Origin of the sequence: Pseudomonas sp. efr-133-TYG-103a, from assembly GCF_030209235.1 — a bacterium.
In the GTDB taxonomy this organism is placed as follows: Bacteria; Pseudomonadota; Gammaproteobacteria; order Pseudomonadales; family Pseudomonadaceae; genus Aquipseudomonas.
In genome coordinates this window covers 98,177-115,031 of sequence record NZ_JARVSK010000017.1, presented here as the reverse complement: position 1 = coordinate 115,031, position 16,855 = coordinate 98,177, and the positions used below count along the sequence as shown (strand labels likewise).

Sequence of the window (16,855 nt, the reverse complement as noted above, 5' to 3'; positions counted from 1 at the left end):
CGCGCAGGTTCGGAGCGGATTATTGCTGCAGGGAAATGGTGGTGTTCGCCAGTTTTGGCTGGTTGAACATGCTCACCAGCACTTCATCGAGTACCGATGAGGCGCCCCATGGACGTGGATCGTTGAGGATCGCGACGACGACCCAGGTGCTGCCGTTGCTGTCCCGGCTGAAACCGGCAATCGCGCGTACGGTGTTCAGTGTGCCGGTCTTGATGTGTGCTTCGCCACGCAACGCGGTGCGTTTCAGACGTTTGCGCATGGTGCCGTCCATGCCGGCCAGGGGCAGCGAGCTCATGAACTCGGCCTGATAGGGGCTGTTCCAGGCGGCCTGAAGCATCTGCGCCATCTCCCGGGCGCTGACGCGTTCGGCACGGGACAGGCCGGAGCCGTTCTCCATGACCAGGTGCGTTGCAATGATGCCTTTCTTCGCCAGCCACTGACGCACGACGCGCTGCCCGGCCTTGGCGTCATCACCGTCCGCTTCGTTGCGGAACTCCGAACCCAGGCTCAGGAACAGTTGCTGCGCCATGGTGTTGTTACTGAATTTGTTGATGTCGCGGATGATTTCCGCCAGATCCGGCGAGTACGCCTTGGCCAGCAGTTTCGCGCTGCCGGGCACCACATCAAGCCGGTCCTTGCCCAGAATGGTGCCGCCCAGCTCCTGCCAGATGGCACGCACTGCGCCTGCGGTGTAGGTCGGGTGATCGAGCAGCGACAGATACGTCTGCGAGTTGCAGCCGTCGCCGAGCTGGCCGGAGACGGTCACGGTGATCCCGCCATCGGCTTCCGGCACCGGGTTATAGAGGACATCGCCTGTGCACTTGTTCGAGGACAGCGCCTTGACCTGATTGTTGATGTGAATCGCGGCAATCGGCGGCTCCACCGACACCAGAATCTTGCCGCCGTCGTTTCGGGTGACGAAGCGCAGGGCTTTGAGGTTGACCATCAACGAATCCGGGCGCACCAGAAACGGCTTGTTCTTGTCATTGCCATCGTCATCGAAGACCGGCAACTGCGGCTGGACGAAATGGCTACGGTCCAGCACCAGATCGCCTGTCACTTGCTGAACGCCGTTGGCGCGCAGGTCGCGCATCAGCAGCCACAGCTTTTCCATGTTCAGCTTCGGATCGCCGCCGCCTTTCAGATACAGGTTGCCGCGCAGGACGCCATTGCTCAGCGTGCCATCGGTATAGAACTCGGTTTTCCACTGATGGGTGGGGCCGAGCATTTCCAGCGCGGCATAGGTGGTAACCAGCTTCATCGTCGAGGCCGGATTGACCGACACGTCAGCGTTGAAAACGGTGGGTGTGCCCGGGCCGCTGACCGGCAGCATGACCAGCGACAGCGCATCGTTCTGCAGCTTGCTCGCCTTCAGGGCTTCCTGAACCTTGGGCGGCAGCGCGGTGTTGATAGGGGCGGCGGAAACGGACAGTGAAATCGGCAGGAGCAGGGTGGCAAGGAACAGCGGACGCAAAGACTTGATCATTCAGTAAACCCTACTGCAGAAAAGAGGGAGACGAAGAGGGGATGGATTCCCTCGCAACAAAAAAACGGAGGCTGAAAAAAACCGCGTCGCCGGCAGGCTGGCACAGTGCGCCTCGATAAAGCGGCATTATGCCCCAAGCTTTGGTGACTTGCGCCGGGGTGCAGCCGTCAAACGCCGCTATTTTTTGCAGTTGTCAGCCGATTGTCACGTTAAAACGCGATTTTCTGCGGCATGTCGTCCGGCCCGCGATGCGGTTTCGGGCTTTTGTCGGGCCAAGCTGGTAAAGTGCCGCCCGATATTTACTTTTGAGGATTGTTTCCATGGCGACTAACCGTTCCCGCCGTCTGCGCAAAAAACTCTGCGTGGATGAATTCCAGGAGCTGGGCTTTGAACTGAACCTGGAGTTCAAGGAAGACCTGGACGACGCGGCGATTGACGCATTCCTCGACGCCTTCCTGGAAGAAGCGATGGATGCCAACGGTCTGGATTACGTAGGCGGCGATGACTACGGTCTGGTTTGCCTGGCTGAGCGTGGCTCGGTCACCGAAGAGCAGCGCGCCACCGTTGAAAGCTGGCTCAAGGCCCGCAGCGAACTGACCAAGGTTGAAGTCAGCCCGTTGCTGGACGCCTGGTATCCGGAAAAGCCGATCAATCCGGCAGCCTGATGCATCGCGGGGGCAGGCCATGGGCCTGCTCCCGTCGTCGGGCCTGAATGCCCGGCCTTTGAATGTTCTTCATTCGGCGCTCGCCACCCCCCGCAAATCCTTTCCCATCGTCATTTCACTGACCTGCATTCCCGCACGCCGATACAGGCCCTGCGCCGCTTCGTTGTGGGCGAACACATTGAGTTCCAGACGCCGGATATCGCGTTGCTCTGCCCAGCGCTCGATGGCCTGCAATGCCAGACTTGCAAAACCCTGGCGCTGAAAGGCCTGGTGGATTTCCAGATCGTAGATGAACAGCTTTGCCGGCAGCGGTGCATCGATCTGCACGCCGAACCAGGCCGTTCCGACGTGCTGTCCCGTCAGCGTCTCCAGCCGGAACAGGTGGTGATCCTCCGTCAGCAGGCCGTCGGGGAGCAGGGCGTTGAATGCCTGCGTTGCGCTGTCGAGCGCATAGGACGCGGGCACGTGATACGTGCGTTGCACGTCTTGCGCATAGCCTGCAATCGAGTGTGAGAGAAACGCTTCGAAGTCGCTCTCGGTCATGGGCGTCAGGATCATTGCTGCGGGCCTTTTTCCAGTGGATTGCCTTTCGCCTTGTAGGCGATGAGTGCACGCTCAAGTGTCTGCATCGCAAGGTCAAGGGCGTGTTGACGGGCGCCGATGTCACCATCGTTCCCGTCGGCCTCGCAGGCCTCTTCCAGTGCCTGACAGCACGTGATCACGTCGGTTGCGCTGATGATCCGGGCTGCGCCACGAATCTTGTGACCGACATCCAGCAACTGCTGGCGATGTGCGGCGGGGACCAGTGCCGCCAGTTCGGCGCGGTCTTCACGGGCGCTCTCGATCAGTTGACCGATCAACCTGTCAGTCATTTCCTGGCGGCCACCGGTCAAGGTTTCAACGCTCAATGCATCGAAGACCTCGGTTTCCCTGGTCTCGGCGGGTGGCGGCAGCGGGGGCAGCGGCGCCACGTTGCTCAAGCGATCGTTCAGCGCAGTGAGGCTGATGGGTTTGAACAGGCAGTCGTCCATGCCCGCGTCACGGCAACGTTGCTTTTCCTCCGGCTGCGCATTGGCGGTGAAACCCAGCACCGTGCACGGCGGCCGTGGCTCGCTGCGTTCCAGTTCGCGGATCGCCCGGGTCAGGTCGTAGCCGTTCATGACCGGCATGTTGCAGTCCGCGATCACCAGGTCGAAGCGTTCGGCACGCCAGCGTTCCAGGCCGTCCGCGCCTTGAATTGCCATGTCGCAGCGATGGCCGAGGAAGCACAGTTGTTCGAACAGCAGCAGGCGGTTGGCGGGGTGGTCGTCGACGATCAGAATATTGAGCTGCCTTGAGGTGCCGGGCGTGCTGTCCCGGGAAAGCGCCTGGGCAGCGAGAGGTTCGAGGGTGGTGAGGTCCAGCGTCATTTCCACGCGGGTGCCGTCGCCCGGCTGACTGCTGAGGGTCAGCGCGCCGCCCATCATTTCGCACAGGCTGCGGCAGATCACCAGCCCGAGACCTGCGCCGGTCCGGGCCAGTTGCGCGGAGTGGTCCACCTGCGCAAAGGGTTCGAACAGACGCTGCTGGTCTTCTTCAGTGATGCCGATGCCGCTGTCATGAATGACCACCTGCAGCCGCATCTGCTGCTCGGTGCGGCCGTCTGCGGTTTGCAGGCTGATCCTGATCTGCCCCTGCTCGGTGAACTTGATGGCGTTGCTGATCAGATTGGAGAGGATCTGTTTGAAGCGCAAAGGGTCGATCAGCACGTCGGTGTTGGTCCGCGCGTCCAGATCCAGCACCAGTGTCAGGCTTTTCTGTCGCGCCAGACCGTCGAAGACGCGGATCACCGATTCCACCAACTGGCGCAGATTGGCCCGTTCAGGACTGAGGCTCAGACGTCCGGATTCGATCCGGGCAATGTCCAGGATGTCGCCGATCAGTTCCAGCAGGTCCTTGGCAGAACTGTAGGCCACCTCGATGGCGGGGCGATCGAGATGCCCGGTGTCCGCGCGTTTGAGCGCCAGTTCGAGCATGCCGATCACGGCATTCATGGGCGTGCGGATCTCGTGGCTCATGGTCGCCAGAAACGTACTCTTGGCCCGGTTCGCGTCATCGGCCAGGTCTTTCGCGGTCTGCAGTTGCTCGATCAACTGGCGGCGTTCGCTGATGTCGATCCAGCCGCCGATGATGCCCTGCACTTTGCCCAGTGAATCGCGAAACGGCAGGATCCAGTGATAGATCGTCAGGTGTTTGCCGTGGATGTGCAGGGAGCGATCGAGAATCAGCGGCTCGTTTTCGGACATCACGCGCTTGTAATCCTCGACGTAGCCGAGGGCTTCTTCGGTGTTGCTGAGCACGCCGTCCAGAATGCTTTTGCCGATGACCTCGTCGCGTTGCGCCGCAAACGCGGCCAGGTAACTGTCGTTGCAGATTTTCAACAGGCCGTCGCGATCGCGCACATAAATCGGGTGGGGCGTGCCGTTGACCAGTGCACTCATGAATTCGAACTGGTCATTCAGGGCGCGCTCGGCCCGTTCGCGTTGCTTTATCTGGCGCCGCATCCACGCGTTCCAGGCCAGTGACCCGAGCAGCAACAGGCTGGCGCCGACGATGATCTGGTAGATGAGCAACTGATAGTCGTGCCACGCGCCGCTTCCGGGCGGCGAGTAAGTGCGCCAGCGGTTGTTGATCGCGGCAAGGTCTTCGGGCGCGATGCTGGAGAGCGCCTTGTCGATGATCGAACTCAGTTCGGTCGCGTTGCGTGACGTGGCCATCGCGATGCGCGCAGGCTCCTGGCCCACGGTCACGCGCATCTGCAGTGTGTCGTTCAGAGCCCGCGATGAGAGGAAGTAACTGGCGCTGAACAGGGAGGTGACCGCGCCTTCCGCACGGCCGTGGGCCAGCATGTCCAACGCTTGAGCGGGGTTGTCGACTTCCACCGGATAGATGCCCGGGTAGCTGCGGGCGAGGTAGGGCAGGATCGGACTGCTCAGCGCCAGCGCGACGCGCTTGCCGTCCAGTTGCTCGAGGTTGGACGGCGCCGACGGCTCTTTGCGCGTGACCAGCACGAAGACGTTATCCATGTAGGGCCGGCTGAAGTTGAAGCGATTCTCGCGCTCGTCGCTGGGAATCATGGCGCCGATCAGGTCGGCCTGGCCCTGGCTCAACTGATTGGCCATGTCGCTCATGCCCTGGGCGTGAGTGACCTTGAAGTTCAGGCCGGTGCGCAGGCGAATCAACTCCAGCAGATCGGCCGTCACGCCACTGAAGTTGCCATTGGCATCGAAAAACGTCAGCGGCGCGTACGCCTCGTTGAACACCACGCGCACCGTCGGATGCTGGGCGATCCAGCGTTCTTCGCGCTGGCTCAGCTGCAGCTTCTGATCGGTCAGCATCAGGTCGCTGCCGGCGCCCCAGCGTTTGGAGATGGAAATCCGCTCTTCGACCGGAATGCCCTTGAGCACCAGATTGACGATGTCGAGCAGCATCGTGTTGGACGCTTGAACCGCAAAGCTGAAACCGTTTGCCTCGTGCTTGCCGAAGTTGGCCATCTGCACGTTGTTCAGGTAGCCCTTGTTGATGACGTAATGGGTGGAAATGGTGTCGCCCAGAAAGACGTCGGCCTGATTGAACGCCACGGCATTGATTGCGCTCTGGAACGAGGGGAAGGTCTGCAGACGGGCTTTGGGATACAGGGCGCCGATTTCGTCGGGCGGCAGGTAGTGATAAACCATGCTCAGACGCAGGCCGTTGAGGTCGCCGTTCAGCGGCCTGACTTCCCCGGCGCGGGTGACCAGCACCGGCTGATCCACGGCATAGGGCGAGGACAACCTCACTTCTTTCGCTCGCGCTTCATAGCCATTGGCGCTGCCCAGCAGATCGATGTCGCCGTTGACCAGCGCATCCATCGCCTCGTCCCGGCTGGCAAACCGCAGAACCTTGATCGGCAGGTCGAGCACGCGCCCGAGGACCCCTGCGTAATCGGCCGTGAAACCTTCATAGTCGTGGCCTGTGAGGGTCATGTCGAAGGGCGGGTAGTCCGGCGCGGAGGTGCCCAGAATCAGTTCGCGTTTATTACGCACCCATTGCCATTGGGCCCGGTCCAGCGTCACGTCCATGTGCGCGGGATTGGACCGGCTGAGCAACGTGTAGCGTTCAGCCGCGGCAGGTTGTTGTGCCTGCGTATCGAGGCAGAGGCAGACAAGTACGGCCGCTATCCAATAGTCCTTTATCGCCTTCGGCATCCTGTCTCTCACACTAACGAATTGCGTTTTGCCATCTCGATAAGTTCTACCAGAGTCTTGGCTTTCAGTTTTTGCATCAAACGGGTTTTGTAGGTGCTCACCGTTTTGTTACTCAAGAACATGCCTTTGGCTATTTCCTTGTTCGTACGGCCCTGGGCAAACAATTGCAATACCATCAGTTCGCGGTCGTTGACCAGTTTGAAACGTTCGATTTCGTTGGGGTCGCCATCTTTCTTGAGCGACGCGGCAAGCGCCTGGCTTGGAAAGTAATTGTAGCCGGATAATACCGCCTTGACCGAACTCACAAGTTCGCTCAAATCTTCCTGCTTGCACACATACCCGGCCGCGCCGGATTGCATGCAGCGAATGGCGAACAGGCTGGGCGCCTGAGCGGTCAGCACGAGAATCTTGGAGGGCAGGTGCATGGCGTTGAAGCGGGCCAGCACCTCCAGCCCGTCGAGCTTGGGAATGCTGATGTCGAGGATGATCAGGTCCGGCATGCATTCGCGGACCATCTGCATGGCGTCCACGCCATTATCGGTTTCACCGACGATCACGTAGTTTTCATTCTCCAGCAGCATGCGGATGGCAAGCCGAATGACCGGGTGATCATCGATGATAAAAATCGAGTTCATGATTCAATCCATAACGAGTGGCGAAGAAAGCGCGCACCTTATCCCAGATGTTTGAAAGCGCACATGAACAGATCATGCTGATCGCCCCATATAGGAAAGTTCCTACAAAAATTAGCGTATTAGCGTACGTCAATACTTAAAACGGTCACGAACGGCTAGAAAAGTCGAGATCAAACACGTCACAAAACTGCATCAATTCAATCCTGTTTATTTCCTTTGGGAATAGTCCCACATTTGTGGCTAAGTTTGACGTGGGCGTTGAACGCGTCGTTTTAGAATCGCGCTTTTCTGTCCTGCGAATTGACCCGGGGCGATTCAGTCATCCTGAACCGGCAGTGCAAGCAGCCGGCGTAATTCCAGCGTGTTCAAAGGCTTGTTCAGGCATCCGAGCAGCGGCAGGCCTTTTTCCCTGGCAGCGCATTCCAAGGCGCTCAACTGAGTGGATTCAAGGCCGCTCAGCAACACCGCTTGCTGAATCAAGCCGCGCTGGCTGGCGGCCTGAATCAATTCCATGCCACTCATATCAGGCAGGCGTTGATCGCACAGCAGCAAGTCATAAGGCTGCGGACTTCGTTCCAGCGCTGTCATGGCTTCCATCGCGGTAAGGGCCGGCGTCAGCAGGTACAGGCCATGATTGTTGAGCAGGATCTGCAGAGCGATCAGCTGAAACGGATGGTCCTCTACCAGCAGAATACGAAGATTGGGTCTGAACATGGGCGGTTCCAGGCGAGGCGGCAGGCGGGTCGAGATCTTGGCGAATGGAGTGCATCCGGCAGGGGCTTATGGCGTGAACCGATGCCTCGGGCAGGTAATGGAAGGAGTGTTCCAGCGCACGGGCTGGCGCGGATTATTCGGGAGAGGTCTGTAGGCGGCGATAGGGTGTTTCTGATGGCGCCGTAGGAAGATTCCGAAGTTTGGGTTTTCTTTTCCTGATTGGCTGAAATAAAAAGCCCGATTCCTCGGTGGGAATCGGGCTTTTCCAGAGCGGCTCGTGCGTCAGACCGGGCTCGAACGTCCGGTCATTTCCCGCGCCATCTCACTGGCGTAGCTGTCGGTCATCCCGGCAATGAAGTCGATGACTCGCAAAAACGAGGTGTGCAGCGGCCAGGACGGATCGGGCGCATTGTTGCCCAGCAGATCGAGGATGCGCCGGCTCTTGAACGAGGGTGTGTGCCCGCCGAATTGCTCCAGCGCCGCGCCACAAAACGCATTGAGCAGGATCTCCAGCGTCGTGTAAGCGCCGATTTCATGCAGCGTCTTGCGCTTGTCCTGAAAGATTTTCTTGCGCGCCATGTCTTTGGCACTGAGCACGCAGCGCTTGGCCGGGCCGTGCATGTGCTCCACCAGATCGCCTTGCAGCGTGCCGGCCAGCAATGCGTCCTGCTGCTCGACGAAAGCGCGGGCGGCGGCGTTGGTCAGGTGTTCGATGGCCTTGCCGCGCAATATCGCGAGTTTACGCCGCCGCGAATCGTCCGGACCCAATTGACGGTAGGTCTCCGGCAGATCGTCGCCCACCAGGCTGAGCAGAATGGATTCGACCTCGGCGTAGTTGAGCAGCTCCATTTCCAGGCCGTCTTCCAGGTCGATCAGCGCGTAACAGATGTCGTCCGCCGCTTCCATCAGGTACACCAGCGGGTGGCGAGCCCAGCGCTGTTCTTCCAGTTGAGGCAGGCCCAGCCGGGTCGCGATCTGTTCAAGAATCGGCAGCTCGCTCTGGTAGCAGCCGAACTTGTGCTTTTTATAGCCCAGCGAGTCGGCGTGACGCGCGGTCCACGGGTACTTGAGATACGTTCCCAAGGTGGCGTAAGTGAGGCGTGTGCCGCCTTCGAACTGGTGGTATTCCAGTTGCGTCAGTACCCGGAAACCTTGCGCGTTGCCTTCAAAGTTGAGGAAGTCGTCGCGCTCGACGTCGCTCATTGCGTCCAGCCAGCCGCGGCCCGCCGCTTGCTTGAACCAGTTTCGGATGGCGTCTTCCCCGGAGTGGCCGAACGGCGGATTGCCGATGTCGTGGGCCAGGCAGGCCGATTGCACGACCATGCCCAGATCGCTCGGGTCGCACCAGTCGGGGAGGGCGCCGCGCAGGGTTTCGCCGACGCGCATGCCCAGCGAGCGACCGACGCAGCTCACTTCCAGTGAGTGGGTCAGGCGGGTGTGAATGTGGTCGTTGCTGGTCACCGGATGGACCTGGGTCTTGCGGCCCAGTCGGCGAAAGGCGCCGGAAAAGATGATCCGGTCATGATCCTTGTGGAACGGGCTGCGCCCCAGTTCTTCGGGGCTGTGCAGGGTTTTGCCTAGGCGCTCGCGGGTGAGCAGGGTTTGCCAATCCAAGGCCGGTACTCCGTCGGGTGATTACCGGCCTAGCTTCCCGGTTCGCCCATCCGGCTGCAAGCACAAGATGGCGCGAGACGGAAGGATCAGAGGCCCGCGGCGTCGACGTCGATCAGCAGCAGGCGCTGGCCGTTGTCGAAGAATTGCCCGGCCGTGAGGCAATACTGGTTGCTGGTCGCGTCGCGATAGGTGTTGGACAAGGTCAGGCGTCGCTCATGCCAGCCTTCGGCGAGCAGGTGGTAGAAGTAAGGACGCCACGACCAGTTGTGGCCCATGTAGCGGCTGTCGGCGACCCATGCGCCATTGCGCCATTCCAGATTCGGCGTGAGCTGGGTGCCATGGCGGTCGCATTGATAGAAGCGCAGCAGCCAGGGAAATTCCTGCATGGGCGGCAATTCTGCCAGCGGCGCGTCACCCTCGGCCCAGCCCTGCAAACGTGCCATCAACTGACTCAAGTGCTTGCGCAGCTGCATCAGCCGCTCGCGCTCGACGACCTTCTGCAGCACGTAGCGGTCCCGCAGTTCGGCGAAGCGAGGAACGAAGGCGTCCGCCGCAAAAAAATCCAGCTGTGCCTGGGCGAACAGAAACCCTTGCACGTAGCGCGAGCCGCATTCGAGGGCGAAGTGCAACTCGGCTTCGGTCTCGACGCCCTCGGCAATGATCCAGCACCCGGTCTTTTCGGCCATCTGCGCCAGTGCCTTGACCACGTCGCTGCTCGGGCCACCGCGGGCGGCGGCCTGGAACAGACGCATGTCGAGTTTGAGGATGTCCGGTTGCAGCGCCAGCACGCGGTCGAGCTGCGAGTATCCGGCGCCAAAGTCGTCGATTGCGATACGCGCGCCGGCGTCCCGATAACGCGCCACGACGTCGCTGAGTCGCTGGCTGTCGCCACCCAGTTCAGTGATCTCGAAAACGATTCTTCGCGCGGCGATGCCGTGGCTCTGCAGCTGCTTGAGGCTTGGCAGCGGCTGGCCGGGGCGCAGTCGACTGATCCAGCGCGGCGAAATGTTCAGGCTCAGAAACCAGTCATTGGGCGCCTCATGCAGGCGGCTCAGCGCATTGTCGCGCAGCAGGCGGTCGAGCCGTCGCAGTTCGGCGGCGGCGCGCCGCGGATCTGCGAACAGCGGACCCACTGATTGCAGGCTGCCGTCCGCCTGACGCAGGCGTCCCAATGCTTCAATACCGGCAATGCGGCCCGTCGCGGTGTCGATGAACGGCTGAAAGCAAGCTAGCGGTTGCCCATCGATCACATGGCCTCCTTAGTGGTAATTGGCATTATCGTGCAGGCAGAAAAAACCGCGCCGGCCCAATGTGAACCATTGGGAGCGAGCGCGGTTACGATTTGTTGCAAGAATGCAGCCAGATGGCCATCTCAGGGACGGCGTTGGGATCCCTGCACCACCATTCTGATGATAGGCAACAGGCTGGCGCTGAGTTTGATCAGCCGTGTCACGCTACCCGTCCGCTTGCTGCGCGCGCCTTTGCCGGTGAGAAAACCCAGCAGTGAAACCGCGCCGACTCCCCACAACGGAGCGTGCTTGATGCCCAGCGATCCGGGCAGATCGGTGGCCATTCCGCGCATGCGGTGCAGAGGGCGCATGAGCTGCGCCGACTCGTGACGGATTTCCTGGCGATGCATTTCCATGCGCAGGCGGATCAGCGCCTTGCGCAACTCGCGACGGTTATGGGTCTGAGGCAGTTCGGGCACACTCATGGCATCAGTCGCTCGCGGTCGTTGGCCAGTTCTTCCAGCGTCGAGTGGAAGGGTGAAGACTCATCGAATATGGCCGCTTTGAGTCGCAGCGCGCAGAACAGCGCCGCCAGCGTATAGAACGCGCACAGACCAATGATGCCGGTCAGGCGATAGCTGTCCCACACCAGAATCAATAGCAGCGCGGACAGGCCGATGAGCAGCAACAGCGCGAACACCAGCGCGAGTCCGGCGAACAGCAACAAGCTCACCGTCCGGGCTTTTTGCTCCTGCAATTCGATGCCGAACAGTTCGATGTGACTGTGCAGCAGTCCCAGGAAAGCCGCGCCAAGTCGACGCGGCGATGACGTGTTATCGGTCCCGGATGGACCTGTCTGCGACGTCATGACCGTCAGCGCCGCGTGGCCAGCAGACCCAGCAGAAAGCCGACGCCGGCGGCGATCCCGACCGACTGCCATGGGTTGCTTTGTACATATTCTTCGGTGGCGACGACCGCTTCCTTGCCGCGCAGGCGCAGGGTTTCTTCCGTCACTTTCAGGGTTTCGCGGGCGCGCAGCAGACTTTCCTGGATCTGATCGCGCAGTTCATCGGCCTGTTCGCCGGCCAGAGAAGCGGTGTGCGCCAGCAGCTTTTCCGTGTCGGTAACCAGAGTCTGGAAGTCTGCCATCAAAATGTCCTGGGCTTTTTCTGCTGTTGGGCGAGCCATGGTGTTCTCCGTTGGGGGTGACGATATGGGGTTTCGAGTATGGCTCATTCCTGAAGGTTCATTCCAATCGCCTCAACATTGCCGCGCCGGCACTGGTACAGCTTTTGCTTTGAAGTGGTGCGCCAGGAAGGCCGCGCGCTCCAACGCAGAGCGCACATCACGGCGAATGCGCCGAAACCTGGATCTCACTCTATAAAACCGGGAAAAGTGCCCGGCAATGACGCTTTTGGTCTTGATTCGCGCGCCAATTCGGGTCGTCAGGATTGTCCTGTGCCTTCAATTGGTGCAATTGAGCGAAGGACGCTTAAGTGGCACTGTCGGGATAGCGTTTCCTCATTTGCAGGCCTGCCCCTCGATGGAAAATTTGCAAAACGCCGTGGACACGCTGGTCCACGGTTCCAACACCCTGTTCATTTTGATCGGCGCAGTCATGGTACTGGCCATGCACGCTGGCTTCGCTTTCCTGGAAGTCGGCACCGTGCGGCAAAAGAATCAGGTCAATGCACTGTCGAAAATTCTCAGTGATTTCGCCGTGTCGACGCTGGCGTACTTCTTCATCGGTTACTGGATCTCCTACGGCATCAGTTTTCTGCAGCCCGCGGCGGTGCTGGCAAACGACCACGGTTACGGGCTGGTGAAGTTCTTCTTCCTGCTGACCTTCGCCGCCGCGATCCCGGCCATTATCTCGGGCGGCATTGCCGAGCGTGCCCGCTTCGCACCGCAGCTGTGCGCAACCGTGCTCATCGTGGCGTTCGTGTATCCGTTCTTCGAGGGAATGGTCTGGAACGGCAACTTTGGCCTGCAAGCCTGGCTCAAGGAGCACTTCGGCGCTGGCTTCCACGACTTCGCCGGTTCGGTGGTCGTGCACGCGATGGGCGGCTGGCTGGCGCTGGCCGCAGTGACGCTGCTGGGCGCGCGCCACGGTCGTTATCGCGACGGCAGGCTGGTGGCCTATCCGCCGTCGAGCATTCCGTTTCTGGCGCTGGGATCGTGGATTCTCATCGTCGGCTGGTTCGGCTTTAACGTGATGAGCGCCCAGACACTGGATGGCGTCAGCGGGCTGGTAGCGGTCAACTCGTTGCTGGCGATGGTGGGCGGCACGGTGGCGGCGTTGATCGTCGGTCGCAACGATCCAGGCTTCCTGCACAACGGGCCCCTGGCCGGGCTGGTCGCAGTGTGCGCCGGGTCTGACCTCATGCATCCGGTGGGCGCACTGGCGACGGGGATCATTGCCGGCGCGCTGTTTGTATGGAGCTTCACAGCGGCGCAGGTGCGCTGGAAACTCGACGACGTCCTGGGCGTGTGGCCATTGCACGGGCTGTGCGGTGTGTGGGGCGGGATCGCCTGTGGCATTTTTGGTCAGTCCGCACTGGGCGGCATCGGCGGCGTGAGCCTTGCCAGCCAGTTGATCGGCAGCGCTCTGGGCGTGGTGATCGCGCTGGCTGGCGGTTTTCTGGTATACGGCGTCATCAAGCGGTGCTTGGGTCTGCGTCTGACGCAGGAGCAGGAATATTACGGCGCGGACCTGTCGATCCACAAAATCGGCGCGGTCAGTCACGACTGAGACGCAGCGCCCGTGCTTGGCTATGCTTACCCCGCGTGCGGGCGGTGAGTCTGGCCCGGGTGTTTTCGGCAGCCAGACCGACGACGCGGGCATCATCCTTGATTTTGTCGAGCCCATCGGGCGTCGGTCAGCAGTAGGAGCGGTCGATGGAGCGCATTTATTCCCTGCAGGGCTTGAGGGGCGTGGCGGTATTGGGTGTCGTGCTGTTCCACATGACGGCGGTGGAGCACAAATATTCCGGCGGTGACATTCTGTTGCCGCCGCTGCTGGATTTCTTTCAACTGGGCGTCGACCTGTTCTTCATCATCAGCGGTTTCGTGATGGTCATCGTCAGTCGCGGGCGCTTTCAGAAGCTGTCCGAGTCCAAACGGTTTCTTTTCAATCGTGTCTCGCGGATTTATCCCACGTACTGGCTGTACTTCTTCATCACCCTCGCGGCGGCTTTGGCGATGCCGGGAATGGTCAACAGCAGCCACGGCGCTTCCAATGTGCTGATGTCGTTCCTGTTGCTGCCCAATGACAAAGTGCTGCTGGTGATCGTCGCGTGGTCGTTGCTGTTCGAGCTGTGGTTCTATCTGGTGTTCACGGTGCTGATGGGCTTTCGCGAGCGCTGGTTGCCGCTGTTTTTGAGCGCGTGGGCGCTGATCCTGGTGGCGTTCAACAGCGTCGAAAACTGGCAGGACTACAATTCCGCGCTGAAAATCATGCTGCATCCCTATGCGCTGGAGTTCATTGCCGGCGTCGCCTTGGCGTTGCTGTTCTACGGCCCTCACAGTGCACGCATTCCCACCTCCGCCGTCAGCGCCGCGCTGGCCGTCGCCCTGCTGCCCGGGATCGGCTTGATCGGCTATTACCGGCTGTTCGACGACCAGGGGATGCTGCGCATGTTCGCGGTCAGCCTGGTGTTCGGGACATTGGTATTCTCGCTGGCGTTGCTCGAGCGCAGGCGGCACGTGCGGATACCCGCGTTTCTGGTTGCGGTGGGGGACATGTCCTACACCGTTTACCTGTCGCACTTACTGGTGCTCGGGGTCATCGGGCGGGTCTGGCTGCTCATCGGCGTCAGGCCCGACAGCCTGCTTGACAATGCCTTGTTCGCCTCCGTGATGATGGTCGCGGTGCTGTGTTACGGATGGGTCGGCTATCGCTGCTTCGAGAAACCGGTGCTGGACCGCTCCAACGACTTTTCCAGACGGCGCTTCAGGCTCGACGGTATTTCGGGGCGGGCCTAAAATGGCGGTCCATCCCTTGAAACTCTGCGCTCAGAGGGTCACGCCATGCCGCCGGAATGCCAACTGTTCGGAACCCTGGGTTGTCATTTGTGTGAAGTGGCCGAAGCCGAATTGATGCCGCTGGTAGAGCACGGCCTGTTGGTGGAACTGGTCGACATCGCCGAGAGTGAGTCGCTCAACGAAACATACGGGCTGCGAATTCCGGTGTTGCGGCGCACCGACACCGGCGCCGAGCTGGACTGGCCATTCGACGCCGGGCAGGTGGTGGTGTTTCTCGCCCGGAGCTGAAGCCTGCGGGCGAGTGAAAAGCGAGACGTGAAACGGGGCTCAGAGGTACTGAGTGTCGACGACCATTGCCTTGGCCACCGCTTCTTTCTGTGCATCGCTCATGCCGTCCCAGACGTGCACTTTGGCGTAGTAGCCAAGGCCGGCCACGATATACAGGCTCAGGGTGAAGATGATGAACACCGACATGAAGGTCCAGCGACCGACATCGCTGTCTTCGTTGGAGAACGATTGGGAGTAGTTTTCGTCATTTTCGGCAGGGGTGCCGGTGGAGAGACGTTTGATCCATTGAAACAGTTGAACCAGCATGGCGTAACCTCAAAGTTGAAATACAAAATCTGTCGTGGGCAGTGGAAGACCGGTGCGGTGGCGAGCCTTCAGTGCCGACGTATGAACTCCGGCGTTCGCGCAGTGACTGCGCCGAACAAACGCTGAAAACGAAAAAAGCCCGTCTAGGACGGGCTTTCTTTTTATGATTTCAGGTCTGGCAGGCGTTTTCGGTTTCGATCACGATCATCGCCGTGACTCGCTCGGTTTCGCGCCTGCTTGCCGATTTAGCAACATTTTAGAACAAATCATTTTGCCCATCCACTGCTGTCATGTAGTTGTCTGATGACTGGTGCTGTTTCTTGCTGCGACATAACGTCGCGCGGCGCGCAAAGCCCTGCAACAGAGCCTTCGGCCTTGGGCGAAAGCATGGCCGCTCGCGCATCAAGACCCGGTCGAGCGATAATGCCGGCTTCGTCACGTCCGCCTTTTTGCTCGAGCCTTCCATGTCCGAACCCGTTTTCAACGCCGCCAACAGCCAGGCCAGCACGTTGTACTTGCCGCCTGGGCCTTGGCAAACCGTCCTCGATTGCCTGTGCGAGCGTTTCAGCGCCATCAGCCGTGCGCAGTGGCAGGACCGTATTGCGCGGGGCAGGGTGCTGGACGGCGATGGTCAGCCGATTTCGGCGGAGCTGGCCTACCGGGAAGGCTTGCGCATCCACTATTTTCGCGAAGTGCCCAACGAGACAGCCATCCCTGTGCAGGAGACGATTCTCTACGCCGATGAGCATCTGGTGGTGGCGGACAAACCGCATTTTCTGCCGGTGACGCCCGCTGGCGAATACGTCGAACAGACCCTGCTGCGGCGATTGATCCGCACGCTGGACAACCCCGATCTGGTTCCTTTGCACCGCATTGACCGGCACACCGCAGGGCTGGTGTTGTTTTCCGCCAACAAGCAGACCCGCTCGGCGTATCAGTCGCTGTTTCCCACGCGCCAGATTGAAAAGCGCTACGAGGCGATCGCAAAAGCGTTGCCGCACCTGACATTCCCTCGGGTGCACAAAAGCCGGCTGGTGGAGGGCGAGCCGTTTTTTCGCATGCAGGAAGGGCAAGGCCAGAGCAACACCGAAACTCGCGTCGAGGTCGCCGAGCGCAATGGCGATCTGTGGCGCTACAGCCTGTTTCCGGTCACCGGGAAAAAGCATCAGTTGCGCGTGCACATGGCAGCGTTGGGGGCAGGGATCTGCAACGACCCGTTCTACCCGGACGTGATCAAGGACGCCGTGGATGATTACGCAAACCCCCTCAAACTGCTGGCCCAAGGGTTGCGCTTCGTCGATCCGGTAAATGGCGAGGCGCGGGTTTTCGAGAGCCGGATCACCCTTGACTGGTGACACGGCTCGGAACGCAGGCAAAAAAAGACCCGCACGATGGCGGGTCTTTTTTCAAGCTGGAATCACAGCTCTTTGACGGTACGAACCTGATCCTTGTTGATACGGGTTTCTTTACCGTCCAGTTGCTTGAACTCATAGAAGCCGGATTCTTCATCGTATTTAGGCGCGTCGGTCGCCTGAATTTCACGGCCATCGTTCAAGGTGATCACAGTGGGCGACGAGCAGCCAGCAAGACCGGCGAGGCTCAATGCGAGCAGGAAGGCGGCAGGAATAGTCCGTTGTTTCATTACTGTGTCTCCAAGAGATGATTCTTTGTGTAGTGATGTTTCTGACGTAAGCCGCGTCAGCAAAGT

At 60.3% G+C, this 16,855-nt stretch carries 18 protein-coding genes; 5 read left to right on the top strand and 13 right to left on the bottom strand.

The window, feature by feature from the left end; all coding sequences use genetic code 11:
• Nucleotides 1–19: 19 nt before the first annotated feature.
• On the bottom strand, nt 20–1,486 hold the full coding sequence (gene dacB / locus QRN36_RS15840) for a D-alanyl-D-alanine carboxypeptidase/D-alanyl-D-alanine-endopeptidase (protein ID WP_285424913.1): 1,467 nt from the start codon (nt 1,484–1,486) through the stop codon (nt 20–22).
• Nucleotides 1,487–1,806: 320 nt separating this feature from the next.
• Between dacB and QRN36_RS15835 the strand changes: the two genes are divergently transcribed.
• Nucleotides 1,807–2,151 (top strand): YggL family protein, encoded by a 345-nt coding sequence (locus QRN36_RS15835; protein ID WP_093459109.1) that lies wholly within the window; start codon nt 1,807–1,809, stop codon nt 2,149–2,151.
• Between the two features lie 69 nt (nt 2,152–2,220).
• Here the strand turns inward: QRN36_RS15835 and QRN36_RS15830 are convergent, their stop codons facing one another.
• The 9 genes from QRN36_RS15830 to QRN36_RS15790 form a co-directional block, all read right to left on the bottom strand.
• Nucleotides 2,221–2,709, bottom strand: coding sequence for a GNAT family N-acetyltransferase (locus QRN36_RS15830; RefSeq protein ID WP_285424912.1), 489 nt, complete (start codon nt 2,707–2,709; stop codon nt 2,221–2,223).
• Nucleotides 2,706–6,377: a transporter substrate-binding domain-containing protein gene (locus QRN36_RS15825; protein WP_373568756.1), complete on the bottom strand. Its 3,672-nt coding sequence runs from the start codon at nt 6,375–6,377 to the stop codon at nt 2,706–2,708. Before QRN36_RS15825 ends, QRN36_RS15830 begins: the two co-directional genes overlap by 4 nt.
• Before the next feature lie 8 nt (nt 6,378–6,385).
• Nucleotides 6,386–7,012, bottom strand: coding sequence for a response regulator transcription factor (locus QRN36_RS15820; RefSeq protein WP_093459106.1), 627 nt, complete (start codon nt 7,010–7,012; stop codon nt 6,386–6,388).
• Between the two features lie 315 nt (nt 7,013–7,327).
• Nucleotides 7,328–7,726 (bottom strand): response regulator, encoded by a 399-nt coding sequence (locus QRN36_RS15815; protein ID WP_285424911.1) that lies wholly within the window; start codon nt 7,724–7,726, stop codon nt 7,328–7,330.
• Nucleotides 7,727–8,008: 282 nt separating this feature from the next.
• Complete coding sequence (locus QRN36_RS15810; RefSeq protein WP_093459104.1) at nt 8,009–9,340, bottom strand: deoxyguanosinetriphosphate triphosphohydrolase; 1,332 nt, start codon at nt 9,338–9,340, stop codon at nt 8,009–8,011.
• An 86-nt stretch (nt 9,341–9,426) separates the two neighbouring features.
• Nucleotides 9,427–10,590 carry an EAL domain-containing protein gene (locus QRN36_RS15805; protein ID WP_285424910.1) on the bottom strand — a complete coding sequence of 388 codons (1,164 nt, stop codon included), beginning with the start codon at nt 10,588–10,590 and terminating at the stop codon, nt 9,427–9,429.
• A gap of 122 nt (nt 10,591–10,712) precedes the next feature.
• The gene (locus tag QRN36_RS15800) at nt 10,713–11,054 is read right to left on the bottom strand and encodes a hypothetical protein (RefSeq protein WP_285424908.1); all 342 of its coding nucleotides are present in this window, start codon (nt 11,052–11,054) and stop codon (nt 10,713–10,715) included.
• Nucleotides 11,051–11,437: a phage holin family protein gene (locus QRN36_RS15795; RefSeq protein ID WP_285424907.1), complete on the bottom strand. Its 387-nt coding sequence runs from the start codon at nt 11,435–11,437 to the stop codon at nt 11,051–11,053. The genes QRN36_RS15800 and QRN36_RS15795 overlap by 4 nt, the downstream gene beginning before the upstream one ends.
• 5 nt (nt 11,438–11,442) lie before the next feature.
• Nucleotides 11,443–11,757 (bottom strand): YqjD family protein, encoded by a 315-nt coding sequence (locus QRN36_RS15790; protein WP_093459100.1) that lies wholly within the window; start codon nt 11,755–11,757, stop codon nt 11,443–11,445.
• A 355-nt stretch (nt 11,758–12,112) separates the two neighbouring features.
• Here QRN36_RS15790 and QRN36_RS15785 point away from each other — a divergent pair, with 355 nt between their 5' ends.
• The 3 genes from QRN36_RS15785 (at nt 12,113) to QRN36_RS15775 (ending at nt 14,841) form a co-directional block, all read left to right on the top strand.
• On the top strand, nt 12,113–13,321 hold the full coding sequence (locus tag QRN36_RS15785) for an ammonium transporter (protein ID WP_285424906.1): 1,209 nt from the start codon (nt 12,113–12,115) through the stop codon (nt 13,319–13,321).
• A 146-nt stretch (nt 13,322–13,467) separates the two neighbouring features.
• The gene (locus QRN36_RS15780; RefSeq protein ID WP_285424905.1) at nt 13,468–14,553 is read left to right on the top strand and encodes an acyltransferase; all 1,086 of its coding nucleotides are present in this window, start codon (nt 13,468–13,470) and stop codon (nt 14,551–14,553) included.
• A gap of 45 nt (nt 14,554–14,598) precedes the next feature.
• Complete coding sequence (locus QRN36_RS15775) at nt 14,599–14,841, top strand: glutaredoxin family protein (protein ID WP_285424904.1); 243 nt, start codon at nt 14,599–14,601, stop codon at nt 14,839–14,841.
• Nucleotides 14,842–14,880: 39 nt separating this feature from the next.
• Here the strand turns inward: QRN36_RS15775 and QRN36_RS15770 are convergent, their stop codons facing one another.
• Both QRN36_RS15770 and QRN36_RS15765 read right to left on the bottom strand, forming a co-directional pair.
• Nucleotides 14,881–15,147 carry a hypothetical protein gene (locus QRN36_RS15770; RefSeq protein WP_093459096.1) on the bottom strand — a complete coding sequence of 89 codons (267 nt, stop codon included), beginning with the start codon at nt 15,145–15,147 and terminating at the stop codon, nt 14,881–14,883.
• A gap of 256 nt (nt 15,148–15,403) precedes the next feature.
• Nucleotides 15,404–15,613 (bottom strand): hypothetical protein, encoded by a 210-nt coding sequence (locus QRN36_RS15765; protein WP_285424903.1) that lies wholly within the window; start codon nt 15,611–15,613, stop codon nt 15,404–15,406.
• Between QRN36_RS15765 and QRN36_RS15760 the strand changes: the two genes are divergently transcribed.
• A complete protein-coding gene (locus tag QRN36_RS15760; protein ID WP_285424902.1) occupies nt 15,612–16,502 on the top strand; it encodes a pseudouridine synthase in 891 nt (296 codons plus the stop codon). The genes QRN36_RS15765 and QRN36_RS15760 overlap by 2 nt on opposite strands.
• 62 nt (nt 16,503–16,564) lie before the next feature.
• Here QRN36_RS15760 and QRN36_RS15755 read toward each other — a convergent pair whose 3' ends face one another.
• Nucleotides 16,565–16,789 (bottom strand): YgdI/YgdR family lipoprotein, encoded by a 225-nt coding sequence (locus tag QRN36_RS15755; protein WP_093459094.1) that lies wholly within the window; start codon nt 16,787–16,789, stop codon nt 16,565–16,567.
• Nucleotides 16,790–16,855 lie beyond the last annotated feature (66 nt).

What these genes read in the sequence shown, in the direction of transcription:
- QRN36_RS15775 (WP_285424904.1), top strand. Translation starts at nt 14,599, where the DNA reads ATGCCGCCGGAATGCCAACTGTTCGGAACCCTGGGTTGTCATTTGTGT.
- QRN36_RS15795 (WP_285424907.1), bottom strand. Translation starts at nt 11,437, where the DNA reads ATGACGTCGCAGACAGGTCCATCCGGGACCGATAACACGTCATCGCCG.
- QRN36_RS15780 (WP_285424905.1), top strand. Translation starts at nt 13,468, where the DNA reads ATGGAGCGCATTTATTCCCTGCAGGGCTTGAGGGGCGTGGCGGTATTG.
- QRN36_RS15800 (WP_285424908.1), bottom strand. Translation starts at nt 11,054, where the DNA reads ATGAGTGTGCCCGAACTGCCTCAGACCCATAACCGTCGCGAGTTGCGC.
- QRN36_RS15835 (WP_093459109.1), top strand. Translation starts at nt 1,807, where the DNA reads ATGGCGACTAACCGTTCCCGCCGTCTGCGCAAAAAACTCTGCGTGGAT.
- QRN36_RS15825 (WP_373568756.1), bottom strand. Translation starts at nt 6,377, where the DNA reads ATGCCGAAGGCGATAAAGGACTATTGGATAGCGGCCGTACTTGTCTGC.
- QRN36_RS15770 (WP_093459096.1), bottom strand. Translation starts at nt 15,147, where the DNA reads ATGCTGGTTCAACTGTTTCAATGGATCAAACGTCTCTCCACCGGCACC.
- QRN36_RS15760 (WP_285424902.1), top strand. Translation starts at nt 15,612, where the DNA reads ATGTCCGAACCCGTTTTCAACGCCGCCAACAGCCAGGCCAGCACGTTG.
- QRN36_RS15820 (WP_093459106.1), bottom strand. Translation starts at nt 7,012, where the DNA reads ATGAACTCGATTTTTATCATCGATGATCACCCGGTCATTCGGCTTGCC.
- QRN36_RS15790 (WP_093459100.1), bottom strand. Translation starts at nt 11,757, where the DNA reads ATGGCTCGCCCAACAGCAGAAAAAGCCCAGGACATTTTGATGGCAGAC.
- QRN36_RS15785 (WP_285424906.1), top strand. Translation starts at nt 12,113, where the DNA reads ATGGAAAATTTGCAAAACGCCGTGGACACGCTGGTCCACGGTTCCAAC.
- QRN36_RS15830 (WP_285424912.1), bottom strand. Translation starts at nt 2,709, where the DNA reads ATGATCCTGACGCCCATGACCGAGAGCGACTTCGAAGCGTTTCTCTCA.
- dacB (WP_285424913.1), bottom strand. Translation starts at nt 1,486, where the DNA reads ATGATCAAGTCTTTGCGTCCGCTGTTCCTTGCCACCCTGCTCCTGCCG.
- QRN36_RS15765 (WP_285424903.1), bottom strand. Translation starts at nt 15,613, where the DNA reads ATGGAAGGCTCGAGCAAAAAGGCGGACGTGACGAAGCCGGCATTATCG.
- QRN36_RS15755 (WP_093459094.1), bottom strand. Translation starts at nt 16,789, where the DNA reads ATGAAACAACGGACTATTCCTGCCGCCTTCCTGCTCGCATTGAGCCTC.
- QRN36_RS15815 (WP_285424911.1), bottom strand. Translation starts at nt 7,726, where the DNA reads ATGTTCAGACCCAATCTTCGTATTCTGCTGGTAGAGGACCATCCGTTT.